This window comes from Enterobacter sp. DSM 30060 (genome assembly GCF_013375955.1).
Lineage (GTDB): Bacteria > Pseudomonadota > Gammaproteobacteria > Enterobacterales > Enterobacteriaceae > Enterobacter > Enterobacter intestinihominis.
Genome location: NZ_CP056118.1, coordinates 2,681,882 through 2,708,022 on the forward strand (window position 1 = coordinate 2,681,882; position 26,141 = coordinate 2,708,022).

The following is a 26,141-nucleotide window of genomic DNA, read 5'->3' on the forward strand; positions in this document are numbered from 1 at the left end:
ATGACAATGCGTAATTCTCTTTTGACCGTACTGGGAAGTGTTATGTTGCTTGGTGCGGCGCTGCCCGCCCATTCTGAAAGCGTGCTGCGAATCGGCCTGGGTGCAGATCCGGACATGCTGGACCCGCATCTGGCGCGTACCTATTATGGCCGCTTCGTCTTTGCCTCCCTGTGTGACCGGCTGGTGGACGTGGACGAGCACCTCAAGGTGGTGCCGGGACTGGCGAAATCCTGGGCGTGGAGCGATGACGGCAAAACGCTGACCCTGGATCTCCGTGAAGGCGTGGCCTTCCACGACGGTGAAAAATTCGATGCCGCCGCCGCGAAATACAACCTCGACCGGGCCCTGACGCTAAAAGGCTCTTTGCGTAAAAGTGAACTCTCTTCTGTTGAGTCGGTGGAGGTCACCGGCCCGATGCAGATAGCCCTGCACCTGAAAACGCCGGATGCCGCACTTCTGATGCAGCTCACCGATCGCGCAGGCGCAATGATGGCGCCGGAAGCCGCGAAAAAAGCCGATTTTGCCGCCCATCCGGTCTGTTCCGGCCCATATAAATTCGACAGCCGCGTGTCGCAGGACCGCATTGTGCTGACCCGCTTCGACAACTACTGGAACAAAGACGCCTACCACTTCGATAAAATTATCTATCTGCCGATCCCGGATGCCTCCGTGCGCCTGGCGAACCTGCGCGCGGGCGATCTCGACCTGACCGAAGGCATTGCCGCCAGCGACGTCAAAACCGTCGAAGCCGACAGCAAGCTGGCGCTGGCGAAGGTGACGGGCCTCGGATACCAGGGCATCACCTTCAATATTAACAATGGCAAAGTCCCGGCGAACGATCCCTTCAAAGATGCCCGCGTGCGTGAAGCATTTTCCCAGGCCATCGATCGCGATGCTTTAAACCAGGTAGTGTTCGAAGGGCTTTACACTCCGGCAAACCAGGCGTTTTCGCCGGTAAGCCCGTATCACGTCAATCTTCCGGTTCCCCCGCGTGACGTCGACAAAGCCAAAGCGCTGCTGAAAGCCGCAGGCGTCACCGCGCCGCTGACCGTCAATCTACTGGTGCCGAACAACCCAACCTCGCAGCAGGTGGGACAGGTATTGCAGGCGATGGTGGCAGAGGCGGGCTTTAACCTGAACCTGCAAATGACCGAGTTCGCCACGCTGCTGGATCGCCAGCAGAGCGGTGACTACCAGTTGAGCTTCTCCGGCTGGTCGGGGCGCCCGGATCCTGATGGCAGCATCTACGGCTTTATCAACAGCAAAGGCACCCTCAACGACGGCCGCTACAGCAATGCTCAGGTGGATGAATGGCTGACGCAGGCGCGCCAGAGCACCGATCAGGTCGCTCGCCAGCCGCTGTATGACAAGGTTGTGAAGCAGCTTCAGACCGATATGCCGATTGCATACCTTTACTTCGAACCGCGCATTTTTGGCCTGAACAAGCGCGTGCAGGGCTTTAAAGCGTACCCGGACGGCATTGTGCGTCTGGCTGGCTTAACGCTGGCGAAATAAACCTCCTGAGGAGAACCCATGCTGGAACTGATTTGCAAACGTCTGCTGCTGGCTATACCCACTCTGCTGCTGGTGAGCATGATGGTGTTCGGCCTGCAAAAGCTGCTGCCTGGCGATCCGCTGATTGCCATGGCCGGGGAGGAGCGCGATCCGGCGGTGATCGCCCAGCTGCGTGCTGAGCTGAATCTGGACGCGCCGATCCCCGTGCAGTATTTCAACTGGCTGACGCGGGCGCTGCAAGGCGATCTGGGTGTCTCCTTACGCACTCATGAGCCGGTCACGCAACTGATTGCCAGCAAGCTGCCGGTCACGCTGGAACTGTCGCTGCTGGCGATGATTATCGCGCTGGTGTTTGGTATCAGCATGGGGATCCTCGCGGCGGTGAACAAAAACAGCTGGGTCGATCACGGGGCGAACTTTGTGGCGATCTCGGGGATCTCAATACCGCACTTCTGGCTGGGGATCCTGCTGATTCTGGTCTTTTCAGTAAACCTGCAATGGTTGCCTGCGTCCGGTTATGTGCCGTTCAGTGAAGATCCGATCCAGAACCTGCGGACATTGCTGCTGCCCGCGTCCGTGCTCGGAACCGGCCTGGCGGCGACGCTGATGCGCCATACCCGCGCGTCGATGATTGCGGTGCTGAAAGCGGATTACATCCGCACCGCGCGCGCTAAGGGGCTGCTGCCGAAAGCGGTGATCCTGAAGCACGCCTTTCGCAATGCGCTGGTGCCGGTGATCACCCTCACCACGTTGCTGTTCGGCGAGCTGCTGGGCGGGGCGGTGCTGACCGAGCAGGTGTTCACCATTCCGGGCTTCGGCAAAATGATCGTCGACTCGGTGTTCAACCGCGACTACGCGGTGGTGCAGGGCGTAGTGCTGATCGTGGCGATCGGTTTCCTGATGCTCAACCTGCTGGCTGACGTGCTCTACGTCCTTATCAACCCGAAAATGCGAGGTTAATCATGGCGGAACTGACGACGCAAACCGTGGCGCCCGCGCTGCCGCGCGCGCAAAACCGGGTGCTGAAAAAATTCCTCGCCAATAAAAGTGCGGTGATTGGCGCGATTGTGGTGGGCTTTTTTGTGCTGGTGGCGCTGCTGGCGCCGTGGATCGCGCCATTTGACCCGGTCAAAGCTAACTTCCTCGCGGTGCGCAAAGCGCCATCGGCGATGTACTGGTTCGGCACCGACGAGCTGGGGCGCGATATCTTGTCCCGCATTATCTGGGGGGCGAGAACCTCGCTGATGGCGGGCTGTATGTCGGTGGCGATCGCGGTTGTCATCGGCGTGCCGCTGGGGCTGGTGGCGGGTTATTTCCAGAAGATGTGGGACGGGGTGATCTCCCGCTTTATTGAGGCACTGCTGGCCTGTCCATTCCTGATCATGGCGATCGCGCTGGGGGCATTCTTAGGCCCAAGCCTGACGAATGCCATGATCGCTATTGGACTCTCGGCAATGCCGATCTTCGCCCGCCTGACGCGCGGCCAGGTGATCGCCATTCGCAACGAAGAGTACATCGACGGCGCGCGGGCGATTGGCCTGCCGGACCGCTGGATCATCATTAAATACGTTCTGCCCAACGTGATGTCACCTATCCTGGTGCAGGCCACGCTGGCCATTGCCTCGGCGATTATCGCCGAAGCCAGCCTTTCGTTTTTAGGGTTAGGCCAACAGCCGCCGAACCCATCCTGGGGCTCCATGCTCAACACCGCAAAAGGGTTTCTCGAACAGGCGCCGTGGATGTCGGTTTTCCCCGGCGTGGCGATTTTCCTTGCCGTTCAGGGCTTTAATTTACTCGGCGACGGGCTGCGCGATGCGCTCGATCCGCGCCACGACTAAGGAGTCATGATGACCAAAGCGCTCGATTTTACAACCGGTTACGATTCACGACGCCCGCCGATGATGGGCCATAACGCCGTTGCCACCTCGCAGCCGCTGGCGGCACAGGCGGGAATGAAGATACTACAGCTGGGCGGAAATGCCGTTGATGCGGCGATTGCGACCGCCATGGCGCTGACCGTTGTCGAGCCGACCGGCAACGGCATCGGCAGCGATGCTTTTGCCATTGTCTGGGACGGTGAAAAACTTCACGGTCTGAATGCGTCCGGTCGTTCGCCAGCCAGCTGGCATGCGGATCTGTTTGCCGGAAAAACCGCCGTACCGGAAATCGGCTGGGACGCGGTGACCGTGCCGGGTGCGGTGTCGGGCTGGGTGGCGCTGGCTGAACGTTTTGGCACGCTGCCGCTGACCACGCTCGCGCAGCCAGCCATTGATTACGCGCGTAACGGTTTCCCGGTCTCGCCGCTGATCGGCCATCTCTGGCAGCGCGGCTACAACAAGCTGAAAGATCAGCCCGGGTTTAGTGCCTGCTTTGCGCCGGAAGGCCGCGCGCCGCGCGTGGGGGAGATCTTCCGTAACCCGGCGCAGGCAAACTCACTGGAGCTGATCGCCAAAACCAACGGCGACGCGTTTTACCGTGGCGAACTGGCGCAGAAAATTGCCGCCTTCGCCAAAGCACATGGTGCACACCTGACCGAAGCAGACCTGGCGAATCACCGTGTGGACTGGGTGGAACTGCTATCGCGCGACTTCGCGGGCGGTTCGGTGCAGGAATTGCCGCCAAACGGTCAGGGGATCGCCACCCTGATTGCGCTCGGCATTCTGGAGCAGTGCGGCATCGAGAAACATCACCCGGATTCCGTGCAGGGGCTGCACCTCTCTATAGAGGCAATGAAGCTGGCGCTGGCGGATCTCGATCGCTACGTTGCGGATGAAGAGCATATGGAGTTTGCCGCCAAAGCGCTGCTGAGCGACCATTATCTGAAGTCGCGCGCCGCGCTTATCAATCACGATAAAGCCTCTGATTTTGTGTACGGATCGCCGACGCAGAGTGGGACGGTTTACCTCAGCGCAGCGGATTCCAGCGGGATGATGATCTCCTTTATTCAGTCTAATTTTATGGGCTTCGGTTCAGGGATCGTGGTGCCGGAGACGGGGATCAGCCTGCAAAACCGCGGCTGCGGCTTTGTGCTCGATCCCAAACACCCGAACGCGCTGGCGGGCAGCAAGCGTCCTTTCCACACCATCATTCCGGGCTTTGCGATGGACGGTAACGGCAAACCGCTGATGTCCTTCGGCGTGATGGGTGGCCCGATGCAGGCGCAGGGGCACATGCAGATGGCGCTTCGCATTATGCTGCACGGGCAAAACCCGCAAGCGGCGATTGACGCCCCGCGCTGGCGCGTGGTGCAGGGCAGGGAAGTGGTTGTTGAATCGACCTTCGATCGCAATACCATCGCGGCGCTGCGCGAGCGCGGACACCAGATCGTGGTGGAAGATCCGCTTCAGGATTACAATTTTGGCGGCGCGCAGGTGATTTACCGTATGCCGGAAGGGCACTACGTGGCTGCGACGGAGAGCCGCAAAGACGGGCAGGCGTTGGTGAGCTGATTTGTAGGCCGGGTAAGGCGCAGCCGCCACCCGGCTTTTTCTTATCCAATGCTAAATGGATCTGCATCCTGCCAGGCCGGAAACTTCTCCCGATACTCCTTTAACGCCGTTAACGAGATCTCAGCGTCAATTCGTGTCGCCTGATGCGGCTCGGCGGTGGCAATAATCTCACCCTGCGGACTGATCACCCGGCTGTCACCGCGATAGTGATGCCCGTTACCGTCCGTTCCTACACGGTTACAGCCAACGACATAAGCCTGATTTTCAATCGCGCGCGCGGTCAGTAAAGCCTGCCAGTGCAGGGAGCGTGGGGCGGGCCAGTTGGCGACGTACAACGCCAGGTCATAATCGTTGCGGTTGCGCGACCACACCGGGAAGCGCAGGTCATAGCAGACCAGCGGCAGAATACGCCAGCCGCGCCATTCAAATACCACGCGTTCGTTTCCGGCTTCATAATGTTGATGTTCATCCGCCATGCGGAACAGGTGGCGCTTATCGTAGAAATGGACGTTTCCTTCCGGCTCGACCAGCAGGAAGCGATTGACCGGTCCGCGCCCGGTCTGGAGCGCGACGCTGCCGGCAATCAGCGCGTTTGTTTCCTGCGCCCTGGCGTGCATCCAGGCCACCACCTCGTCCTGCGGCATGGACTGTTTTGCTGCCTCCATCGCGAAACCTGTGGTGAACATCTCCGGCAGGACAATCACATCGCGTCCGGTAATCTCTTCCAGCTGGCGATCAAAATGGCGAAGGTTGGCGGGGCCGTCCATCCACACTAAAGGTTGCTGCAAAACAGAAATCTTTAAACCAGGCACGATACAGGCTCCTTAATAAACACTTTTTGACACTGTAGCACGTCATTACCAGAAAATGTGGCAATAAAAAACCCCGCGCGGGGCGGGGTTTGTGAGAGCAAAATACCTTATGCCGCTTCAGGTTTGCGGTGCTTCTCTGGCAGCTTTACCGGCTGAGTCGCCAGCTCTTCTGGTTCGAAATCATCCACGTTAATACTGCGCAGACGGCTCTCTTCGGCTTTCACCAGAATCGCAGCTTCGCTGTTGTCGATGATGCCACCCGCCAGCGCCTGTTTTGCCAGCTCATCCAGTCGTGTAAACGGCAGGTTTTTGCCCAGCTGTTTGCAGATCTTCTGGTGAATCGGGTCGGCGGCCATCACGTCAAGCAGCGCTTCTTCCAGCAAACCTACCGGGTTATGCGGGGTAGGTTCCAGGTATTGACCACGGCCAATACGGGAACGGGTTGCGCTTGGTACCTGGAGGATCTTCGCCACTTTATGATCCAGCTTGTCAGACGGTGCCAGATGGTGACGACCGGTCGGGAAGATCACCGCGCGCAGGGCGCCCGCCACGAAGCGGTTCGGGAAGTTTGCCAGCAGGTCGTCAATCGCCTGTTCCGCCTGATACATCGCATCCTGCACGCCCCAGTGCACCAGCGGCAGATCCGCTTCCTGACGGCCTTCATCGTCGTAGCGTTTCAGCACCGCAGAGGCCAGGAAGATCTGGCTCAGCACATCACCCAGACGGGCGGAGATGCGTTCGCGACGCTTCAGGCTTCCGCCCAGAACGGCCATGGAGACGTCAGACAGCAGCGCCAGGTTAGCGCTCAGACGGTTCAGGTGTTGGTAATAACGTTTGGTTGCATCGCGGGTCGGCGTCGCGCTGGTCAGCCCCCGCGTCAGGCCGAGCCAGAAGCTGCGAACTTCATTGCTGCCAACGTGACCGATATGTTTGAACAGCAGCTTGTCGAAGGCATCCACGTCGTTATTTTGCGCGGCGGCCATCTCTTCCAGCACGTACGGATGGCAACGAATCGCCCCCTGGCCGAAGATCATCATGCTGCGGGTCAGGATGTTTGCCCCTTCCACGGTGATGGCAATCGGTGCGCCCTGATAGCCGCGCGCCAGGAAGTTGCCTTCGCCAAGCATAATGCCTTTACCGCCTGCGATATCCATTGCATCAATAATTGACTGCTGTGCGCGGTGGGTACAGTGGTACTTCACAATCGCCGACAGCACGGCAGGTTTTTCGCCCAGCATAATACCGTAGGTAATCAGCGAGGCTGCGGCGTCCATCACGTAGGCATTGCCCGCAATACGCGCCAGCGGCTCTTCGATACCTTCCATCTTGCCGATGGAGATTTTGAACTGACGGCGGATATGCGCGTAAGCCCCAATCCCCATCGCCACCGATTTCAGACCGCCGGTAGAGTTCGATGGCAGTGTAATGCCGCGGCCCACCGACAGACATTCCACCAGCATACGCCAGCCCTGACCGGCCATTTTCGGTCCACCGATGATGTAGTCAATCGGCACAAAGATATCCTGACCGCGAGTCGGGCCGTTCTGGAACGGTACGTTCAGCGGGAAATGACGACGACCAATTTCAACCCCCGGGGTCGAGGTTGGGATCAGCGCACAGGTAATGCCCAGATCTTCTTCACCGCCCAGCAGTTTTTCCGGGTCAGAAAGTTTGAACGCCAGACCGAGTACGGTGGCGATAGGCGCCAGGGTGATATAACGTTTGTTCCACGTCAGGCGCATGCCCAGCACCTGTTCGCCCTGCCATTCGCCCATGCAGACCACGCCAGTATCCGGGATCGCACCGGCATCAGAACCGGCTTCCGGGCTGGTCAGCGCGAAGCACGGAATTTCCTGACCACGCGCCAGACGCGGCAGATAGTGATCTTTCTGCTCTTCCGTACCGTAATGCTGTAACAGCTCGCCCGGGCCTAAGGAGTTTGGCACGCCAACGGTGATCGCCAGGATCCCAGAAACACCCGCCAGTTTTTGCAGGACGCGAGCCTGAGCGTAAGCGGAGAATTCCAGACCGCCGTACTCTTTCTTAATGATCATCGCGAAGAAGCGATGCTCTTTCAGATATGCCCACAGCTCAGGCGGCAGGTCGGCCATTTCGTGAGTGATGGCAAAATCGTTCGCCATGCGGCAGGCTTCTTCCACCGGGCCGTCAATAAAGGCTTGTTCTTCGGCGGTCAGACGCGGCTGCTGGTAGTTGTGCAGCTTTTTCCAGTCCGGGTTGCCCTGGAACAGATCGCCTTCCCACCAGGTCGTGCCCGCATCAATCGCCTCTTTCTCCGTGCGCGACATCGGCGGCATCACTTTACGGAATCCCTTGAACACCGGCGCGGAGATCATCGACTTACGCATCGGCGTCAGGTTAAACGGCAGCAAAATGATTGCCAGGGGAACAAGTACCCAGATATTCCACAGGCCAACGACGTCAAGTGCAGCCGTCCAGGCCAGAAGAATCAGGCTACTCAGGAATAAACTGACACGGTGATAGAACAACACCCCGAGCAGCACAACGGTTGCGAAAATGCTCAAAATCATCATAAAGAAAAGCTCCCTTGCTTGTAGGAGGTCTGACCACTTGTGATGATATGGTTGTAGTTGATGTCATTTCCTTTAGCAATGTGTTTACAAAATAATTACAACCTGGTTCACATTGTTCGCGTTTTAGCCGGCACAAAAAATCAAAACGCCGGACGATTCGCATGGCTTTAGCTTCTCGCTTTTACTGCTATCCGGTACACTCCACTGTGTTATTTCATCAATACTGAAGGATTATCCTCATGTACCAGGATCTTATTCGTAACGAACTGAACGAAGCGGCGGAAACGCTGGCGAATTTTCTGAAAGATGATGCCAATATTCACGCTATTCAGCGCGCGGCGGTCCTGCTTGCCGACAGCTTCAAAGCCGGCGGTAAAGTGCTCTCCTGCGGTAACGGCGGTTCCCACTGTGACGCCATGCACTTCGCCGAAGAGCTGACCGGACGCTATCGCGAAAACCGTCCGGGCTACCCGGCGATTGCGATTTCCGACGTGAGCCACATCTCCTGTGTAGGCAACGACTTCGGTTACGACCATATCTTTTCCCGCTACGTTGAAGCCGTAGGCCGTGAAGGCGACGTGCTGCTGGGGATCTCCACGTCCGGTAACTCCGCTAACGTGATCAAAGCGATCGCCGCCGCGCGTGAGAAGGGCATGAAAGTGATCACCCTGACCGGGAAAGATGGCGGTAAGATGGACGGTACAGCGGACATTGAAATCCGTGTACCACACTTCGGTTATGCGGATCGCGTTCAGGAAATTCACATCAAAGTGATCCACATCCTGATCCAACTGATCGAAAAAGAGATGGTTAAGTAAGACTTCGCTGGGGGGCGCCGGTGCCCCCCGCTGTTGTGGAGGTGTTCTATGTGCGAACTGCTCGGGATGAGCGCCAATGTGCCAACCGATATCTGCTTTAGTTTCACCGGGCTGGTTCAGCGCGGTGGAGGAACCGGGCCGCATAAAGACGGCTGGGGCATTACCTTCTACGAAGGCAAAGGATGTCGCACGTTTAAAGATCCACAGCCCAGCTTTAACTCACCCATTGCCAGACTGGTGCAGGACTATCCTATTAAATCCTGTTCGGTGATCGCCCATATCCGCCAGGCCAATCGTGGCGAAGTGGCGCTGGAAAATACCCATCCGTTTACCCGTGAACTGTGGGGACGTAACTGGACCTATGCGCACAACGGGCAGCTCTCGGGCTATAAATCTCTGGAAACCGGCAATTTTCGTCCTGTCGGTGAAACGGACAGCGAAAAAGCATTTTGCTGGCTGCTGCACAAGCTGACCGAGCGCTACCCCCGTACGCCCGGCAACATGACCGCAGTATTTAAGTACATAGCGTCACTGGCGTCTGAGTTACGCGAGAAGGGCGTGTTTAATATGCTGCTGTCTGACGGACGCTACGTGATGGCATTCTGCTCGACGAATCTGTTCTGGATCACCCGACGTGCGCCGTTTGGCGTCGCCACGCTGCTCGATCAGGATGTGGAAATTGATTTTCAGAAGGAGACCACACCGAACGATGTGGTCACTGTCATTGCAACGCAGCCGCTGACGGGCAATGAAACCTGGCAAAAGATCATGCCAGGCGAGTGGGCGCTATTTTGTCTCGGGGACCGCGTAATTTGACGCCAGCTGAGGCTGAACCACTTCATGGCTGAGCGGTTTACTCACCACGTAACGGCCATTGACGATGGACACCACCGGCGGCTTATGGGTCTGCTCGAAGTAGTCATAACCCGGTTTTAGCTGTTTCCAGAAATCTGTGTAAACAGAGTACTTATGGCGCGCCATGTTGGCATCCGTCATACGGAACGGATAGATGCTGACCTGAACATTCGGCTGGCCGAAGACCAGTGCGCCCGTGACAAACTGGAAGATTTCATCAATGCCGGAATCCGTCATCGCATAACAGCCGACAGACACGCAGGCGCCGTGGATCATCAGGTATTTCCCTTCGTAACCGTGCGCACGGTCAAAGGCGTTAGGGAAACCGATGTTAATCGCTTTATAAAAGCGGCTGTCCGGTTTTAGCTGGCTACGCTGAACGTTGTAAAACCCTTCCGGACTTTTGAAGTCACCCTGGCGCTGTTTCGGCCCCAGTCCGCCAGAATAGTTACAGATTTTGTAGCTATCGAGCAGTTGATACGTCTCGCCCATTTTGACAAACAGATCGAGTGTGCGCTCTTCCTTGAAGATTTGAATATAAACAGGGGATCCCATCAACTGCTGTTTATACTCTTTGCTGACCGGCGTCGTTGAACTATTACTGCCAAGCAGCCCGGCAAACGACATGCACGGTATCAGAAGCATCGCAATGAACAATGCGATTTTACGCATACTACTGGTTCCTTGATAAAACAATGACCAACTTGCCAGAACGGCAAAAGACACCCGAAATCAGACTAATCTGGACAGGAGCGCTCACATTAGCACCGATGGAGATTTTCGCAAGAGCCAACCTTTGCGTTTACAAATTAGTTTTACTTTATAACCCATTCATATTGTCCTGACTCCAGGAACTTTGCGCAATAGCTCGCATTTCGGCGCGCCAGACGGCGGATTTACTGCCCTTGGCAGGGCCGAAAATGGTACACTCCGGCCTCTCTGGATTGTTGTTCATGGATACCTGCTAACCACATGTTTAGAATCAGAAAAGGACTCGATCTGCCAATCTCTGGCGTGCCTGAACAGCACGTAACGACCGGCGCCAGTATTCATCATGTCGCTATTGTGGGTGATGATTACGTGGGCATGCGCCCCGCGATGCTGGTACAGGAAGGCGATCGTGTAATAAAAGGCCAGGCACTCTTCGAGGATAAAAAAAATCCTGGCGTTATGTTTACAGCCCCAGCCAGCGGCACCGTTGTCGCCATCCATCGTGGTGAGCGTCGCGTTCTGCAATCGGTAGTTATTCAAATTGAAGGCGATGAGAAACGCGAGTTTGCGCGTTTTGACGCCGCCGATCTCGCTACCCTCAGCCACGACGCGGTGCAGACGCAACTGCTGGAGTCAGGACTGTGGACGGCGCTTCGCACGCGTCCCTATAGCAAAACGCCCGTACCTGGCACTGTGCCAGCCGCTATCTTCGTTACGGCCATCGACACCAACCCGCTCAGCGCGGATCCGCAGCCTCTTATCCTGGCGGAACGCAAAGCTTTCGATGCCGGCCTCACCGTGTTAACGCGCCTGACGCCGGGCAAAGTGCATGTCTGCCAGGCCAGCGGCGGTAAGCTGGGCGGGCATCCGCAAGGGCAGGTCGCCTTTAATGAATTTGCCGGCCCGCATCCGGCCGGGCTGGTGGGAACGCATATTCATTTCCTGGAGCCGGTAAGCCTGACGAAACAGGTCTGGCATCTTAATTATCAGGACGTGATCGCTATCGGTAAGCTCTTCACCAGGGGTGAGCTGTGCGCAGAACGCATTATTGCCATCGGCGGCCCTCAGGCAACCCAACCGCGTCTGGTTCGCACGCTGCTTGGGGCAGACCTGACGGCGCTGTTGGCTGGCGAAACGAAAGAGGGTGAGAACCGCATTATTTCCGGCTCGGTGCTGAGCGGCAGACACGCGACAGGCCCGATGGCCTGGCTGGGTCGTTTCCATCTTCAGGTGAGCGTGGTGCTTGAAGGGCGCGAGAAAGAGCTGTTCGGCTGGGTGCTGCCTGGCGCAGAAAAATACTCTGTAACCCGTACCACGCTCGGCCACTTTTTGCGTCGTAAGCTGTTTAACTTCTCCACCAGCACCAACGGCGGTGAGCGCGCCATGGTCCCGATTGGCAACTACGAACGCGTGATGCCGCTGGATATTCTGCCCACTGTGCTGCTGCGCGATCTGCTGGCCGGCGATACCGACGGTGCCCAGGCGCTGGGCTGTCTGGAGCTGGACGAGGAAGATCTGGCGCTGTGTACCTATGTGTGTCCAGGTAAATACGAATATGGACCCGTATTGCGCGAGGTGTTAACCCGCATTGAGCAGGAAGGATAACCATGGGCTTAAAACACCTCTTTGAAAAAATTGAGCCGCACTTTACCGAAGGGAAGCTCAAAAAGTACTACCCGCTGTATGAAGCGACAACGACCATTTTCTACACCCCGGGTCTGGTGACGAAAGGCGCGGCGCACGTTCGCGACGCCATCGACCTCAAGCGAATGATGATTCTGGTCTGGTTTGCGGTCTTCCCGGCCATGTTCTGGGGGATGTATAACGTTGGGTTGCAGACTATTCCGGCGCTGCACCATATGTACGATGCAGAGCAGCTGGCGCAGGTGATTCAGTCTGACTGGCACTATCGTCTGGCGCAGTCGCTGGGGGTGAGCTTTGCGGCAGATGCAGGCTGGATCAGCATGATGACGCTGGGCGCTGTCTTCTTCCTCCCCATCTATATGACTGTATTTATTGTGGGCGGTTTCTGGGAGGTTCTGTTCGCTATTATTCGCAAACATGAGATCAACGAGGGCTTCTTTGTTACCTCTATTCTGTTTGCGCTGATTGTTCCGCCAACGCTGCCGCTCTGGCAGGCGGCGATGGGGATCAGCTTTGGCGTGGTGATTGCCAAGGAGATCTTCGGCGGGACCGGACGCAACTTCCTCAACCCGGCACTGGCAGGGCGCGCGTTCCTGTTCTTTGCTTATCCGGCGCAAATCTCGGGCGACCTGGTGTGGACGGCAGCAGACGGATTCTCCGGCGCGACGCCACTTTCACAGTGGGCGGCAGGTGGCGGCGAAACGCTGGTTAACAATGCAACCGGACATCCTGTCACCTGGTTTGATGCGTTTATTGGCAATATTCCAGGCTCCATCGGTGAAGTGTCTACCCTGATGATTTTGATCGGCGGAGCCATCATCCTCTTTGGCCGCGTGGCGTCCTGGCGCATTGTCGCTGGCGTCATGCTTGGGATGGTCCTCACCGCCACGCTTTTCAATTTCATTGGTTCAGACACTAACCCGATGTTCTCCATGCCGTGGTACTGGCACCTCGTGCTGGGAGGCTTTGCGTTTGGCATGATGTTCATGGCCACCGATCCCGTCTCGGCTTCGTTTACCGACAGAGGAAAATGGTGCTACGGCGCGCTCATTGGGGTGATGTGTGTACTGATTCGCGTGGTCAACCCGGCCTATCCGGAAGGGATGATGTTGGCCATTCTGTTTGCCAATCTGTTTGCGCCGCTGTTCGACTATCTGGTCGTGCGCGCCAACATTAAGCGGAGGAAGGCGCGTGGCTGAGATCAAAAATAACGACAGTATCAGCAAAACGCTGCTGGTGGTGCTGGTACTGTGTCTGGTCTGTTCCATTGTCGTGGCCGGTTCTGCCGTTGGGTTGAAACCGCTACAGCAGGAGCAACGTGCGCTGGATAAACAGCGTAACATCCTTGCCGTTGCCGGGCTGATGCAGGAAGGCATGACGAAGGATGACGTCGCAGCGGTGTTTGCCGAACGCATTACCGCACGGTTGGTGGATTTAAAAACCGGGGAGTTAATGGATAAAGACCCGGCGAAATATAACCAGGCGCTGGCGCTAAAAGATCCGCAGATGAGCACCATGCTTGACGCCTCGCAGGATCCGGCAGGCATTAAGCGCCGCAGCAATGTCGCGGAGATTTACCTCGTCCGCGACGAGCAAAAGCGCATCCAGGAAATCGTGTTGCCCATCTATGGCAACGGTTTATGGTCAATGATGTACGCCTTTGTGGCGCTGGATACCGATGGCCGTACGGTCAAAGGCATTACATATTACGATCAGGGCGAAACACCAGGGCTGGGGGGCGAAGTTGAGAACCCTAACTGGCGGGCACAGTTTGTCGGTAAAAAAGTGCTCGATGACAACGGCCAGCCTGCGCTGAAGGTGGTGAAAGGTGGAGCGCGTCCCGGTGATGAATTTGCCGTTGATGGCCTTTCCGGCGCTACGCTCACCTCTAATGGGGTGCAGCACAGCTTTGATTTCTGGATGGGTGAACTGGGCTTTGGTCCCTTCCTGAAGAATGTACGTGAAGGAGCGCTGAACAATGGCTGATACGGGTGAACTGAAAGAAGTTAAAAAGGTGCTGATTGGCCCACTTTTAGCCAATAACCCGATAACGCTTCAGGTGCTGGGTGTATGCTCGGCTCTGGCGGTAACCACCAAGCTGGAAACGGCGGTGGTCATGACGCTGGCGGTAACGCTGGTGACAGCGTTTTCCAGCATGTTTATCTCAATGATCCGCCACCACATACCCAACAGCGTGAGGATCATTGTCCAGATGGCGATCATCGCCTCGCTGGTGATCGTGGTTGATCAGCTTCTGCGCGCCTTCGCTTATGAAACCTCGAAGCAGCTTTCGGTGTTTGTCGGCCTGATTATCACCAACTGTATCGTGATGGGGCGCGCTGAAGCCTATGCGATGAAAATGCCGCCACTGGCGAGCTTTATGGACGGTATCGGCAACGGGCTGGGTTACGGTGTGATCCTGTTGACGGTTGGTTTCCTGCGCGAACTTATTGGCAGCGGCAAACTGTTTGGCATTCCGGTGCTGGATACAGTACAGAACGGCGGCTGGTATCTGCCGAACGGTTTGTTCCTGCTGGCACCAAGCGCATTTTTCATTATCGGTTTGCTGATCTGGCTGATTCGTACGCTGAAGCCTGAACAGCAGGAAAAGGAGTAACCGACGATGGCTCATTACCTGAGTTTATTTGTGCGCGCGGTGTTTGTTGAAAACATGGCGCTCGCTTTCTTCCTGGGCATGTGTACGTTCCTTGCTGTTTCTAAGAAGGTATCGACGGCATTCGGTCTGGGTGTGGCGGTCACTGTTGTGCTGGGGCTTTCCGTTCCGATTAACAACCTGGTGTTCAACTTCGTGCTTCGCGATGGCGCGCTGGTGGAGGGCGTCGATCTTAGCTTCCTGAACTTCATCACCTTTATCGGGGTGATTGCGGCGCTTGTTCAGATCCTGGAGATGATCCTCGATAAATACTTCCCGTCGCTGTACAACGCACTGGGGATCTTCCTGCCGCTAATCGCGGTGAACTGCGCCATTTTCGGTGGCGTCTCATTTATGGTTCAGCGCGATTACAACTTCAGTGAATCGGTTGTGTATGGTTTCGGTTCCGGTATCGGCTGGATGCTGGCGATTGTCACCATGGCGGGGATCCGTGAAAAAATGAAATATGCCAACGTACCTGCGGGGCTTCGTGGCTTAGGGATCACCTTTATCACCACCGGCCTGATGGCGTTGGGCTTTATGTCCTTCTCCGGTGTGCAGCTATAAGGGCTAAAAGATGGAAATTATTCTTGGCGTGGTGATGTTCACGCTGATAGTACTGGTGCTGTCAGGGCTGATCCTGGCAGCGCGTGCGAAGCTGGTGAATTCCGGGGATGTGATCATTGATATCAATGACGATCCGCAGAATCAGATCCGTACCCCGGCAGGGGATAAGCTGCTTAATACGCTCTCCGGCAACGGGATTTTTGTCTCGTCTGCCTGTGGCGGCGGTGGCTCCTGTGGACAGTGCCGTGTGACGGTGAAAGAGGGAGGCGGGGATATTCTGCCAACGGAACTGTCGCATATCACGAAGCGTGAAGCGAAAGAGGGCTGCCGTCTGGCGTGTCAGGTCGCAGTGCGCCAGAACATGAAGATTGAGCTGCCGGAGGAGATCTTCGGCGTGAAAAAATGGGAGTGCGAAGTTATCTCTAACGATAATAAAGCCACGTTCATTAAAGAGCTCAAGCTGCGCGTTCCTGAAGGGGAGAGCGTCCCGTTCCGTGCGGGTGGGTATATTCAGATTGATTGTCCGGCACACACCGTGGCGTATGCTGACTTCGACGTGCCCGAGGAGTACCGGGCCGACTGGGATAAATTTAACCTCTTCCGCTTTGTTTCCGAAGTAAACGAGCCCGCGCTTCGCGCTTATTCCATGGCTAACTACCCGGAAGAGAAGGGCATTATTATGCTCAACGTGCGTATCGCCACGCCGCCGCCGAATGTGCCTGATGCACCCCCTGGCGTCATGTCGTCCTATATCTGGTCCCTCAAGCCTGGTGACAAAGTGACGATTTCCGGCCCGTTCGGCGAATTCTTTGCCAAAGACACCGACGCGGAAATGGTCTTTATCGGCGGCGGTGCGGGTATGGCGCCGATGCGTTCACATATCTTTGACCAGCTCAAACGCCTTGGCAGCAAGCGCAAGATCAGCTTCTGGTACGGGGCGCGTTCACTGCGCGAAATGTTCTATGACGATGAGTTTGAACAACTGGCACGTGATAACCCTAACTTTACCTTCCATGTGGCGTTATCCGATCCGCAGCCGGAAGATAACTGGACAGGTTATACGGGCTTCATCCACAACGTGCTGTATGAAAATTACCTCAAACAGCACCCGGCACCGGAAGATTGCGAGTTTTATATGTGTGGCCCGCCAATGATGAACGCCGCCGTGATTAAGATGCTAAAAGATCTTGGCGTGGAAGATGAGAACATCATGCTCGATGATTTCGGAGGCTGATTATGCTGACCTTTCTGGCGACCTTTGCGGTGTTTGTACTGGTGATATTCGGGATGTCCTTAGGCTGGATCATCAAGCGTAAAAGCATTCAGGGCAGCTGTGGAGGTATATCTTCCATCGGAATGGAAAAAGTGTGCGATTGTCCGGAACCGTGCGATGCGCGAAAAAAACGGATGGCTCGCGAGCAGCAACGCATTATTTAGTCTTGTATGTCGGGTAAGGCAACGCCGCCACCCGACAATTCCCACGCATACTTCTCAACCCTCATTTGTTTACTGTATACTTATCCAGTAATGAGTGAGGGCTTACTATGCGCAAAATAATCCATGTCGATATGGACTGCTTTTTTGCCGCAGTGGAGATGCGTGACAACCCGGCGCTGCGGGATATTCCCATCGCCATTGGCGGCAGCCGGGTTCAGCGCGGTGTCATCAGCACCGCCAACTATCCTGCTCGCAAATACGGTGTGCGCAGCGCCATGCCGACAGCGATGGCGCTGAAACTGTGCCCGCATCTCACTCTTTTGCCCGGACGTTTTGATGCCTATAAAGAAGCATCGAACCACATTCGGGAGATCTTCTCCCGCTACACCTCTCTGATTGAACCGTTATCGCTGGATGAAGCCTATCTGGATGTCACCCACAGCGTGCACTGCCACGGCTCCGCCACCCTGATGGCGCAGGAGATCCGCCAGACTATTTTTAACGAGCTGAACCTGACGGCATCGGCAGGCGTCGCGCCGATAAAATTTCTCGCCAAAATCGCCTCCGATTTAAATAAGCCCAACGGCCAGTACGTCATCACCCCGGAAGAGGTTCCGGCGTTTTTAAAGACGCTGCCGCTCAGCAAAATCCCCGGTGTGGGTAAAGTCTCCGCCGCAAAGCTGGAAAGTATGGGGCTACGCACCTGTGAAGACGTTCAGCGCAGCGATCTGGCGCTGCTGCTTAAGCGTTTTGGTAAGTTTGGCCGCGTACTGTGGGAACGCAGTCAGGGCATTGATGACCGGGATGTGAACAACGAACGGCTGCGTAAATCGGTCGGCGTTGAACGCACGCTGAGCGAAGATATCCATGACTGGGCAGAGTGTGAAACCATTATTACGGAACAACTCTATCCTGAGCTTGAACGACGCTTACTGAAGGTCAAACCGGATCTGCTTATTGCCCGGCAGGGCATCAAACTGAAATTTAACGATTTTCAGCAGACGACGCAGGAGCACGTCTGGCCACGCCTCAACAAAGAGGATCTTATTGCGACGGCAAAAAAGGCATGGGAAGAGCGGCGGGGCGGACGAGGGGTAAGGCTGGTGGGGCTGCACGTCACCTTGCTGGATCCGCAGCTGGAGCGTCAGCTGGTGCTGGGACTGTAGATTAGGCTAATCGTATGCCCGGTAAGCGAAGCGCCACCGGGCATCAAACGGCTTATTACTTAACAGGGATTGCTTTCAGCAGCTCAGTCAGCAGCGTCCAGTAGTGACCGACGCTTTCAATGTGAACCTGCTCATCCGGGGAGTGTGGCCCCGTGATGGTCGGCCCGATGGAGACCATGTCCATATCCGGATACGGTTTCTTGAACAGACCACATTCCAGACCCGCGTGAATAACCTGAATGTTCGGGGTGCTGTTGAACAGTCTCTGATAAGTTTCACGCACCAGTGCCATGACCGGAGAACTTGCATCCGGCTGCCAGCCAGGGTAGCTGCCTTTTGCAGACGTTTTCGCGCCCGCCAGGGTACCCAGAGATTCCAGCATGCTCACAACGTACTCTTTACCGCTGTCGATCAGGGAACGGATCAGGCAAATGATCTCTGCGCTGTCGTCGCCCATGGTCACTACGCCCACGTTCAGGGAGGTTTCAACCACGCCTTTTGCGACGTCAGAATTGCGGATCACGCCGTTTGGCGTTGCGTTCAGCAACTGGACGAACGTGTCACGAGACTGAGTGGTCAGCGCGGCTTTATCCGTTGTAACGGACTCCAGTACCACCGTCAGGTTTTTCTCTTTCTCAGACAGCTCGTTTTTCAGGATATCCAGATACAGGCTGGAGAGGTTTTTCAGCTCATCCGCTTTCGCCGCAGGCACCGCCACGGTCGCGAAGGCTTCGCGAGGGATCGCGTTACGCAGAGTGCCGCCGTTGAAGTCCACCAGACGCAGATCCAGTTCAGCGGCATGGCCCGCCAGGAAACGCGCCAGCAGTTTGTTGGCGTTGCCCAGGCCCAGGTGAATATCACCGCCGGAGTGACCGCCTTTCAGCCCTTTCAGCGTCAGCTTAAAGGTCTCGAAACCGGCAGGAATCGCTTCGCGGGACAGCGGCAGGGTAGAGATGAAATCGATCCCGCCCGCGCAGCCCATGTAGATCTCACCTTCTTCTTCGGAGTCGGTGTTGATCAGAATGTCCGCTTGCAGCCAGTTTGCCTGGAGACCGAACGCGCCATCCATGCCCGCTTCTTCAGTCATGGTCAGCAGCACTTCCAGCGGACCGTGTTCAACGCTGTCGTCAGCCAGCACGGCCAGCGCGGAAGCCATACCAATACCGTTATCTGCGCCCAGGGTCGTGCCGCGCGCCTTCACCCACTTACCGTCGATGTACGGCTGAATCGGGTCTTTTGTGAAGTCGTGAACGGTGTCGTTGTTTTTCTGCGGAACCATGTCCAGGTGCGCCTGCAATACCACTGGCTTACGGTTTTCCATACCTGCGGTGGCAGGTTTGCGGATGAGAATATTGCCAACCTGGTCGCGCTCAGCGTGCAGACCTTTTTCCTTTGCCCAGCCCATAATATGTTCGGCAAGCTGTTCTTCGTGATAGGAAGGGTGCGGAATGGAGCAGATTTTGGCAAAAATATCCCACAGCGGCTGTGGAGATAATTGAGACAGTTCAGACACGATAGGTCTCCTTGTCGTTGCGCTGCAAAACAATGTTGCAGGTCACTGGGTTAGCAGGTTAATCGTTACCACAAGACGGGCTTGCGAGATGCATCTGAGAATACCACTTTCTCCCGTGGCTGGTAGCATTAAGCATGTAAAAACTCAGGCTCATGGCGCGTAACACTGGTTTTTAGTGCTTCAGATCTCTATAATCTCGCGCAACCTGGTTCACCCTCATTTTTTTAAGCCGTATATAAACAGGCTGGGACACTTCACATGAGCGAAAAATACGTCGTCACCTGGGACATGTTGCAGATTCACGCACGCAAACTGGCTGCGCGTCTGATGCCTTCCGAACAGTGGAAAGGCATTATTGCCGTCAGCCGTGGCGGTCTGGTACCGGGGGCGCTGCTGGCACGTGAGCTGGGTATTCGTCATGTCGATACCGTATGTATCTCCAGCTATGACCACGATAACCAGCGTGAGCTGAAAGTGCTGAAGCGCGCGGAAGGCGACGGTGAAGGCTTTATCGTTATCGACGATCTGGTGGACACCGGCGGTACCGCTGTGGCTATCCGCGAAATGTATCCAAAAGCGCACTTCGTCACTATCTTCGCGAAACCAGCGGGTCGTCCCCTGGTTGATGATTACGTCATTGATATCCCTCAGGATACCTGGATTGAACAGCCATGGGATATGGGCGTGGTCTTCGTACCGCCTATTTCTGGCCGTTAATTTCAGTACGTAACTTTACACGCCCGGTTATGCCGGGCGTTGTTCTTTTTGGCCTGTCACGCGTTACAATGGTCTCCAAGTGATGTATCCATGGAGGCAACGCAATGGCGCAGGCGAATCTCACCGAAACTCTTTTCAAACCCCGTTTCAAGCATCCTGAAACCTCGACGCTGGTGCGTCGGTTTAATCCGGGGACCATGCCTGCTGTACAGTCAGCGCTAGATGGTAAAAACGTGCCCCACTGGTACCGCATGATTAATCGCCTGATGTGGATCTGGCGCGGTATCGATCCACGTGAAATCCTCGACGTGCAGGCGCGTATCGTCATGAGCGAGTCTGAGCGCACCGACAGCGATCTCTACGACACGGTGGTGGGCTACCGTGGCGGGAACTGGATCTACGAATGGTCAAAGCAGGCCATGCTCTGGCAGCAAAAAGCGAGCCAGGAAGAAGATGCCACTCTCAGCGGCAAACACTGGCTGCATGCGGCAAACCTTTACAGCATCGCTGCATACCCGCATCTGAAAGGAGACGAACTGGCGGAGCAGGCCCAGGCGCTGGCAAACCGGGCTTATGAAGAGGCCGCCCAGCGGCTGCCTGGCCGGATGCGTGAAATTGAGTTCGCCATTCCCGGCGGTAGCCCGGTGACTGGATTCCTGCATATGCCGGAGGGGGAAGGCCCGTTCCCGACGGTTCTGATGTGCGGCGGCCTGGATTCGTTACAAATTGATTATTACAGCCTGTATGAGCGCTACTTTGCCCCAAACGGGATCGCCATGCTGACGCTCGATATGCCATCAATTGGTTTTTCATCCAAATGGAAACTTACGCAAGATTCCAGCCTGCTGCACCAGCATGCATTAAAAGCGCTGGAGAATATCCCCTGGGTTGACCATACCCGGGTAGGTGCGTTTGGCTTCCGCTTTGGCGCTAACGTCGCGGTACGGCTGGCCTACCTTGAATCTTCCCGCCTGAAGGCCGTCGCCTGTCTTGGTCCGGTAGTGCATGCACTGCTAAGCGAGCCTGCGCGTCAGGGTAGCGTTCCTGAAATGTATCTGGACGTGCTGGCGAGCCGACTTGGCATGCATGATGCTTCAGATGAAGCGTTGCGCATTGAACTTAATCGATATTCATTAAAAACGCAGGGCTTGCTGGGCCGCCGTTGCCCAACCCCGATGATGTCCGGTTTCTGGAAGAACGATCCATTTAGCCCGGAAGAGGAGTCACGCTTAATCACCTCGTCATCTTCGGATGGCAAATTGCTGGAGGTACCCTTCAGCCCGGTGTACCAAAATTTTGACAAAGCGCTTAAAGAGATCACACGCTGGATCACGCAGAGATTGTGTTAATAGTTTGCTAAATTTCGTTGGTTTGGTAAAACAGTGCTTCACAAAAGGAGATCGCAATGACGTTACCGAGTGGACACCCGAAAAGTAGACTGATTAAGAAGTTCATGGCTCTTGGCCCGTATATTCGAGAAGAGCAGTGTGAAGAGAATCGCTTTTTTTTCGACTGCCTGGCTGTTTGCGTCAACGTGAAGCCTGCACCCGAAAAACGTGAGTTCTGGGGCTGGTGGATGGAAATGGAAGCACAGGAAAACCGTTTTACCTATAGCTATCAGTTTGGCCTGTTTAATAAAGACGGGCACTGGCAGGCGACGAGCATCAAAGATCAGGAAGTGATCGATCGCCTGGAGCATACGCTAAAAGAATTTCACGGCAGAGCTCGCGACCTGCTGGCAACGCTGGATCTGAAGCTGGAGCCTGCGGACGATTTTTCCAGCGAAGCGGTGAAACTGAGAGCCTGATGATGTCACAGCGCCGGGTGGCGGCTACGCCTTACCCGGCCTAAAAACGTATTACTCCCCAGGTCCGGTAAGCATAGCGTCACCGGGCACAAAAAAACCGGCTCAGCGCCGGTTTTTTTATTACCACAACATCAGAACTGGTAGGTCATGCCCAGCGCAACGATATCATCGCTGCTTACGCCCAGTTTATTATCGTCATCGATCTGGTTGATTTTATAATCAACAAACGCAGACATGTTTTTGTTGAAATAATAGGTCGCACCTACATCGATGTATTTCACGATATCTTCATCGCCGATGCCTTCGATATCTTTGCCTTTAGACTGCACGTAACCCAGAGATGGGCGCAGACCAAAGTCAAACTGATATTGCGCAACCACTTCGAAGTTTTGCGCTTTATTTGCAAAGCCACCGGAAATAGGGGCCATATTGCGGGTTTCAGAATAGAGAGTGGCCAGATATATATCGTTGGCATCATATTTCAGACCGGTCGCCCAGCCTTCTGCTTTTTTACCTTCGCCGCGTGCCTGAAGGTTTTGCTCATTGGTGCGATCGGAGCTGGCATACGCACCAATCACAGAGAAATCGCTGCCGCCGAAGTCATAGCTCAGGGAGGTACCGAAGCCGTCACCGTTTTGCTTCTTCACGTCGCGGTTTTCATTTTTACCCTGATATTGCAGGGTCATATTAAGACCGTCAACCATGCCAAAGAAATCGGTATTACGGTATGTGGCCAGACCGGAAGCGCGTTTCGTCATGAAGTTATCGGTCTGCGCCAGGCCGTCACCGCCGAACTCCGGGAACATATCGGTGTATGCGGCGACGTCATACAGTGCACCCAGGTTACGACCGTAATCAAAAGAACCAAAATCTTTCAGTTTAATACCCGCAAATGCCAGGCGCGTTTTTTGAGAAGAGTCGCTTTCTGCTTTGTTACCCGCGAACTCTGCTTCCCAACGTCCGTAGCCCGTCAGCTGATCGTTAATCTGCGTTTCACCCTTAAAGCCAAAACGAACGTAAGTCTGGTCACCATCCTTCGCGTCATCATCACTGAGATAGTGCATTGCTTTTACTTTGCCGTACACGTCCAGTTTATTACCGTTTTTATTATAAACTTCTGCTGCGTGAACAGATGTGGATGCAACTACGCCCATTACCACTAATGCCAGAGTGCTCTTTTTCATTTTCAATCCTGATTTTATAAAAACGCGCTAATATTCGCTGAGCAATAAGATTCAACTTATTACCCCGTGAAAAACAGGAAGGGTTTTATCGTTAGTGGGTGAACGTTTTATGACAAAGTAAGAATATGTCTAAAAAAGTATGTTTTAATTTTTCGGTAATAAAATTGTCAAAATCTGCCGCTACGCTTCCTGATCCCGCGCAACAAAGTGACGGGTGATGTGCTAAGGCAGTTGGCAACGGGGCTGACACCTGTTAAAACGTCTGACTGACATCATTTTCCCTTATTGTTGAACGGCAGAGAATCATGAGTGACAGCCAGACGCTGGTGGTAAAACTCGGTACCAGTGTGTTAACAGGCGGATCACGCCGCCTTAATCGTGCCCATATCGTTGAGCTTGTACGTCAGTGCGCTCAGTTGCATGCCGCAGGGCATCGTATTGTGATTGTGACCTCCGGGGCGATTGCCGCCGGGCGTGAACACCTGGGCTACCCCGAACTCCCCGCGACGATCGCCTCCAAACAGCTGCTGGCCGCCGTAGGACAAAGCCGACTCATACAGCTCTGGGAACAACTGTTCTCCATTTATGGCATTCACGTCGGGCAGATGCTGCTGACGCGTGCGGATATGGAAGACAGAGAACGTTTCCTGAACGCCCGCGATACGCTGCGCGCGCTGCTGGATAACCATATCGTTCCGGTCATCAACGAAAACGACGCTGTTGCCACCGCTGAAATCAAAGTAGGCGACAACGATAACCTCTCTGCGCTGGCGGCGATCCTGGCAGGGGCCGATAAGCTGCTGCTTCTGACCGATCAGCAGGGGCTGTTTACCGCTGACCCGCGTTCCAATCCACAGGCAGAACTGATCAAAGACGTTCACGGCATTGACGATGCGCTGCGTGCCATTGCAGGAGACAGCGTTTCTGGTCTTGGGACAGGCGGTATGGGCACCAAGCTCCAGGCTGCGGACGTGGCGTGCCGTGCCGGTATCGACACCATCATTGCCGCGGGCAGCCGTCCGGGCGTGATAGGTGATGTGATGGAAGGCATCTCTGTGGGCACACGCTTCCACGCCCAGGCCTCCCCGCTGGAAAACCGCAAACGCTGGATCTTTGGCGCGCCCCCGGCTGGTGAATTGACCGTGGATGAAGGCGCGACCGCCGCTATTCTGGAAAGAGGAAGCTCGTTGCTTCCAAAAGGAATTAAAAGCGTGACAGGCAACTTCTCGCGTGGTGAAGTGATCCGAATCCGTAACCTTGAAGGTCGCGACATCGCTCATGGCGTAAGCCGTTATAACAGCGACGCGCTGCGTCGGATTGCTGGCCACCATTCCCAGCAGATCGACGCCATCCTGGGCTATGAATATGGCCCGGTTGCCGTGCATCGCGACGACATGATTATTCGTTAAGGAGCCAGAACATGCTGGAACAAATGGGCGCAGCCGCGAAAGCCGCCTCGTATAAACTGGCGCTCCTTTCCAGCCGCGAGAAAAACCGCGTGCTGGAAAAAATCGCTGATTATCTGGAATCCCAGTCGCAGGAAATTTTGCTCGCCAACGAGCAGGATCTGCTGGAAGCGCGTCGCAACGGCTTGAGCGAAGCGATGCTCGACCGTCTGGCATTGACCCCGGCGCGTCTGAAAGGTATCGCCGATGACGTCCGTCAGGTGTGCAACCTCGCCGACCCGGTAGGGCAGGTGATTGACGGTGGGGTGCTCGACAGCGGGTTACGCCTTGAGCGTCGTCGTGTGCCACTCGGCGTCATCGGTGTGATTTACGAAGCGCGTCCAAACGTGACGGTGGATGTTGCCTCCCTGTGCCTGAAAACCGGTAACGCCGCTATCCTGCGTGGCGGGAAAGAGACCTGGCGCACCAACGCCGCGACGGTAAACGTCATTCAGCAGGCGCTGGAAGAGTGCGGCTTACCGGCGGCTGCCGTGCAGGCGATTGAAAGCCCCGACCGCGCGCTGGTCAACGAGATGCTGCGCATGGACAAACACATCGACATGCTCATCCCACGCGGCGGCGCGGGCCTGCACAAGCTGTGCCGTGAGCATTCCACCATTCCGGTCATTACCGGCGGTATTGGCGTATGCCATATCGTGGTGGATGACACCGCGGAGATCGAACCTGCACTGAAGATTATCGTCAACGCTAAAACTCAGCGTCCAAGCACCTGTAATACGGTGGAAACGCTGCTGGTGCATCAGGGCATCGCCAGTACCTTCCTGCCAGCGCTGAGCATGCAGATGGCGGAAAGTGGCGTTACGCTGCATGCGGACGAGAAGGCTCTCGCCCTGCTGAAAGACGGTCCGGCAAAGGTCGTTCCGGTTAACGCGGAGCAGTACGACGATGAGTATTTGTCGCTGGATCTGAACGTGAAGGTAGTTGCGGATCTCGATGATGCTATTGCGCACATTCGTGAACACGGAACCCAGCATTCTGATGCGATCCTGACGCGCACCCTGCGCAATGCCGATCGTTTTGTGAATGAAGTGGATTCGTCTGCGGTTTACGTGAATGCCTCGACGCGCTTCACCGATGGCGGCCAGTTTGGTCTGGGCGCGGAGGTGGCTGTGAGCACTCAGAAGCTGCATGCCCGCGGTCCGATGGGGCTGGAAGCGCTGACCACCTACAAGTGGATCGGCTTCGGTGATGATACCATTCGTGCGTAAATAATCGCGGGTGATGCAAAAATAGCCGTTTGATTCAAAAGGGCATTGACGCATCACCCGGTTAGAT

24 protein-coding genes are annotated in these 26,141 nt (G+C 55.7%); 19 read left to right on the plus strand and 5 right to left on the minus strand.

The annotated features are described in order from the left end of the window. The 4 genes from HWQ15_RS12740 to HWQ15_RS12755 are packed head-to-tail and all read left to right on the plus strand — an operon-like array spanning position 1 to position 4,964. A complete protein-coding gene (locus tag HWQ15_RS12740; protein ID WP_074143607.1) occupies positions 1-1,515 on the plus strand; it encodes an ABC transporter substrate-binding protein in 1,515 nt (504 codons plus the stop codon). A gap of 18 nt (positions 1,516-1,533) precedes the next feature. Continuing rightward, positions 1,534-2,475, plus strand: a complete 942-nt coding sequence (locus tag HWQ15_RS12745) for an ABC transporter permease (protein ID WP_022647136.1) — start codon at positions 1,534-1,536, stop codon at positions 2,473-2,475. A 2-nt stretch (positions 2,476-2,477) separates the two neighbouring features. Next, positions 2,478-3,353: an ABC transporter permease gene (locus tag HWQ15_RS12750; protein WP_022647137.1), complete on the plus strand. Its 876-nt coding sequence runs from the start codon at positions 2,478-2,480 to the stop codon at positions 3,351-3,353. 9 nt (positions 3,354-3,362) lie between these two features. Continuing rightward, positions 3,363-4,964: a gamma-glutamyltransferase family protein gene (locus HWQ15_RS12755; protein ID WP_063149353.1), complete on the plus strand. Its 1,602-nt coding sequence runs from the start codon at positions 3,363-3,365 to the stop codon at positions 4,962-4,964. A gap of 41 nt (positions 4,965-5,005) precedes the next feature. Here HWQ15_RS12755 and HWQ15_RS12760 read toward each other — a convergent pair whose 3' ends face one another. Beyond that, positions 5,006-5,776 carry an amidohydrolase gene (locus HWQ15_RS12760; protein WP_023305484.1) on the minus strand — a complete coding sequence of 257 codons (771 nt, stop codon included), beginning with the start codon at positions 5,774-5,776 and terminating at the stop codon, positions 5,006-5,008. Positions 5,777-5,883: 107 nt separating this feature from the next. Further along, entirely contained in the window at positions 5,884-8,328 is a 2,445-nt protein-coding gene (gene fadE, locus HWQ15_RS12765) for an acyl-CoA dehydrogenase FadE (protein ID WP_063149354.1), read from the minus strand. 239 nt (positions 8,329-8,567) lie between these two features. On the opposite strand from fadE, the gene lpcA reads away from it, so the two are divergent. Together lpcA and HWQ15_RS12775 are read left to right on the plus strand one after the other, a co-directional pair. Continuing rightward, complete coding sequence (lpcA, locus tag HWQ15_RS12770) at positions 8,568-9,146, plus strand: D-sedoheptulose 7-phosphate isomerase (protein WP_003863232.1); 579 nt, start codon at positions 8,568-8,570, stop codon at positions 9,144-9,146. Between the two features lie 48 nt (positions 9,147-9,194). Next, positions 9,195-9,962, plus strand: a complete 768-nt coding sequence (locus HWQ15_RS12775) for a class II glutamine amidotransferase (protein WP_017383120.1) — start codon at positions 9,195-9,197, stop codon at positions 9,960-9,962. On the opposite strand, the gene dpaA is transcribed toward HWQ15_RS12775, so the two are convergent. Then, entirely contained in the window at positions 9,933-10,673 is a 741-nt protein-coding gene (dpaA, locus tag HWQ15_RS12780; RefSeq protein ID WP_023305486.1) for a peptidoglycan meso-diaminopimelic acid protein amidase, read from the minus strand. The two genes, HWQ15_RS12775 and dpaA, sit on opposite strands and share 30 nt — an antisense overlap. Before the next feature lie 300 nt (positions 10,674-10,973). Between dpaA and HWQ15_RS12785 the strand changes: the two genes are divergently transcribed. From HWQ15_RS12785 to dinB, 8 genes are all read left to right on the plus strand, one after another. Beyond that, complete coding sequence (locus HWQ15_RS12785) at positions 10,974-12,317, plus strand: Na(+)-translocating NADH-quinone reductase subunit A (RefSeq protein ID WP_063149355.1); 1,344 nt, start codon at positions 10,974-10,976, stop codon at positions 12,315-12,317. Positions 12,318-12,319: 2 nt separating this feature from the next. After that, positions 12,320-13,555 carry an NADH:ubiquinone reductase (Na(+)-transporting) subunit B gene (locus HWQ15_RS12790; RefSeq protein WP_063149356.1) on the plus strand — a complete coding sequence of 412 codons (1,236 nt, stop codon included), beginning with the start codon at positions 12,320-12,322 and terminating at the stop codon, positions 13,553-13,555. Beyond that, positions 13,548-14,342, plus strand: a complete 795-nt coding sequence (locus HWQ15_RS12795; protein WP_022647144.1) for a Na(+)-translocating NADH-quinone reductase subunit C — start codon at positions 13,548-13,550, stop codon at positions 14,340-14,342. Before HWQ15_RS12790 ends, HWQ15_RS12795 begins: the two co-directional genes overlap by 8 nt. Continuing rightward, a complete protein-coding gene (locus HWQ15_RS12800; protein ID WP_003863219.1) occupies positions 14,335-14,973 on the plus strand; it encodes an NADH:ubiquinone reductase (Na(+)-transporting) subunit D in 639 nt (212 codons plus the stop codon). The genes HWQ15_RS12795 and HWQ15_RS12800 overlap by 8 nt, the downstream gene beginning before the upstream one ends. 6 nt (positions 14,974-14,979) lie before the next feature. Beyond that, a complete protein-coding gene (gene nqrE / locus HWQ15_RS12805) occupies positions 14,980-15,576 on the plus strand; it encodes an NADH:ubiquinone reductase (Na(+)-transporting) subunit E (RefSeq protein ID WP_003863217.1) in 597 nt (198 codons plus the stop codon). A 10-nt stretch (positions 15,577-15,586) separates the two neighbouring features. Then, the gene (gene nqrF / locus HWQ15_RS12810) at positions 15,587-16,810 is read left to right on the plus strand and encodes an NADH:ubiquinone reductase (Na(+)-transporting) subunit F (RefSeq protein WP_023299390.1); all 1,224 of its coding nucleotides are present in this window, start codon (positions 15,587-15,589) and stop codon (positions 16,808-16,810) included. 2 nt (positions 16,811-16,812) lie between these two features. Beyond that, entirely contained in the window at positions 16,813-17,013 is a 201-nt protein-coding gene (gene nqrM, locus HWQ15_RS12815; RefSeq protein WP_003863212.1) for a (Na+)-NQR maturation NqrM, read from the plus strand. A 107-nt stretch (positions 17,014-17,120) separates the two neighbouring features. Beyond that, the gene (gene dinB / locus HWQ15_RS12820) at positions 17,121-18,179 is read left to right on the plus strand and encodes a DNA polymerase IV (RefSeq protein WP_063149357.1); all 1,059 of its coding nucleotides are present in this window, start codon (positions 17,121-17,123) and stop codon (positions 18,177-18,179) included. A 55-nt stretch (positions 18,180-18,234) separates the two neighbouring features. On the opposite strand, the gene pepD is transcribed toward dinB, so the two are convergent. Next, entirely contained in the window at positions 18,235-19,692 is a 1,458-nt protein-coding gene (gene pepD, locus HWQ15_RS12825) for a cytosol nonspecific dipeptidase (protein WP_063149358.1), read from the minus strand. Between the two features lie 258 nt (positions 19,693-19,950). On the opposite strand from pepD, the gene gpt reads away from it, so the two are divergent. The 3 genes from gpt (at position 19,951) to crl (ending at position 22,216) form a co-directional block, all read left to right on the plus strand. Beyond that, a complete protein-coding gene (gene gpt, locus HWQ15_RS12830; protein WP_003863205.1) occupies positions 19,951-20,409 on the plus strand; it encodes a xanthine phosphoribosyltransferase in 459 nt (152 codons plus the stop codon). A gap of 104 nt (positions 20,410-20,513) precedes the next feature. Beyond that, a complete protein-coding gene (gene frsA / locus HWQ15_RS12835) occupies positions 20,514-21,758 on the plus strand; it encodes an esterase FrsA (RefSeq protein ID WP_023305490.1) in 1,245 nt (414 codons plus the stop codon). Between the two features lie 56 nt (positions 21,759-21,814). Further along, positions 21,815-22,216 (plus strand): sigma factor-binding protein Crl, encoded by a 402-nt coding sequence (crl, locus tag HWQ15_RS12840; RefSeq protein ID WP_022647149.1) that lies wholly within the window; start codon positions 21,815-21,817, stop codon positions 22,214-22,216. A 131-nt stretch (positions 22,217-22,347) separates the two neighbouring features. Here the strand turns inward: crl and phoE are convergent, their stop codons facing one another. Next, positions 22,348-23,400 (minus strand): phosphoporin PhoE, encoded by a 1,053-nt coding sequence (gene phoE / locus HWQ15_RS12845; RefSeq protein ID WP_022647150.1) that lies wholly within the window; start codon positions 23,398-23,400, stop codon positions 22,348-22,350. 305 nt (positions 23,401-23,705) lie between these two features. Between phoE and proB the strand changes: the two genes are divergently transcribed. Beyond that, positions 23,706-24,809, plus strand: a complete 1,104-nt coding sequence (proB, locus tag HWQ15_RS12850) for a glutamate 5-kinase (protein ID WP_015571369.1) — start codon at positions 23,706-23,708, stop codon at positions 24,807-24,809. Between the two features lie 11 nt (positions 24,810-24,820). Continuing rightward, complete coding sequence (gene proA / locus HWQ15_RS12855; protein WP_063149359.1) at positions 24,821-26,074, plus strand: glutamate-5-semialdehyde dehydrogenase; 1,254 nt, start codon at positions 24,821-24,823, stop codon at positions 26,072-26,074. Positions 26,075-26,141: the final 67 nt, after the last annotated feature.

Excerpts from the sequence above, each read along its gene's own strand:
- HWQ15_RS12740 (WP_074143607.1), top strand. The coding sequence starts at position 1 with ATGACAATGCGTAATTCTCTTTTGACCGTACTGGGAAGTGTTATGTTG.
- HWQ15_RS12745 (WP_022647136.1), top strand. The coding sequence starts at position 1,534 with ATGCTGGAACTGATTTGCAAACGTCTGCTGCTGGCTATACCCACTCTG.
- HWQ15_RS12750 (WP_022647137.1), top strand. The coding sequence starts at position 2,478 with ATGGCGGAACTGACGACGCAAACCGTGGCGCCCGCGCTGCCGCGCGCG.
- HWQ15_RS12755 (WP_063149353.1), top strand. The coding sequence starts at position 3,363 with ATGACCAAAGCGCTCGATTTTACAACCGGTTACGATTCACGACGCCCG.
- fadE (WP_063149354.1), bottom strand. The coding sequence starts at position 8,328 with ATGATGATTTTGAGCATTTTCGCAACCGTTGTGCTGCTCGGGGTGTTG.
- lpcA (WP_003863232.1), top strand. The coding sequence starts at position 8,568 with ATGTACCAGGATCTTATTCGTAACGAACTGAACGAAGCGGCGGAAACG.
- HWQ15_RS12775 (WP_017383120.1), top strand. The coding sequence starts at position 9,195 with ATGTGCGAACTGCTCGGGATGAGCGCCAATGTGCCAACCGATATCTGC.
- dpaA (WP_023305486.1), bottom strand. The coding sequence starts at position 10,673 with ATGCGTAAAATCGCATTGTTCATTGCGATGCTTCTGATACCGTGCATG.
- HWQ15_RS12785 (WP_063149355.1), top strand. The coding sequence starts at position 10,974 with ATGTTTAGAATCAGAAAAGGACTCGATCTGCCAATCTCTGGCGTGCCT.
- HWQ15_RS12790 (WP_063149356.1), top strand. The coding sequence starts at position 12,320 with ATGGGCTTAAAACACCTCTTTGAAAAAATTGAGCCGCACTTTACCGAA.
- HWQ15_RS12800 (WP_003863219.1), top strand. The coding sequence starts at position 14,335 with ATGGCTGATACGGGTGAACTGAAAGAAGTTAAAAAGGTGCTGATTGGC.
- nqrE (WP_003863217.1), top strand. The coding sequence starts at position 14,980 with ATGGCTCATTACCTGAGTTTATTTGTGCGCGCGGTGTTTGTTGAAAAC.
- nqrF (WP_023299390.1), top strand. The coding sequence starts at position 15,587 with ATGGAAATTATTCTTGGCGTGGTGATGTTCACGCTGATAGTACTGGTG.
- nqrM (WP_003863212.1), top strand. The coding sequence starts at position 16,813 with ATGCTGACCTTTCTGGCGACCTTTGCGGTGTTTGTACTGGTGATATTC.
- dinB (WP_063149357.1), top strand. The coding sequence starts at position 17,121 with ATGCGCAAAATAATCCATGTCGATATGGACTGCTTTTTTGCCGCAGTG.
- gpt (WP_003863205.1), top strand. The coding sequence starts at position 19,951 with ATGAGCGAAAAATACGTCGTCACCTGGGACATGTTGCAGATTCACGCA.
- frsA (WP_023305490.1), top strand. The coding sequence starts at position 20,514 with ATGGCGCAGGCGAATCTCACCGAAACTCTTTTCAAACCCCGTTTCAAG.
- crl (WP_022647149.1), top strand. The coding sequence starts at position 21,815 with ATGACGTTACCGAGTGGACACCCGAAAAGTAGACTGATTAAGAAGTTC.
- phoE (WP_022647150.1), bottom strand. The coding sequence starts at position 23,400 with ATGAAAAAGAGCACTCTGGCATTAGTGGTAATGGGCGTAGTTGCATCC.
- proB (WP_015571369.1), top strand. The coding sequence starts at position 23,706 with ATGAGTGACAGCCAGACGCTGGTGGTAAAACTCGGTACCAGTGTGTTA.
- proA (WP_063149359.1), top strand. The coding sequence starts at position 24,821 with ATGCTGGAACAAATGGGCGCAGCCGCGAAAGCCGCCTCGTATAAACTG.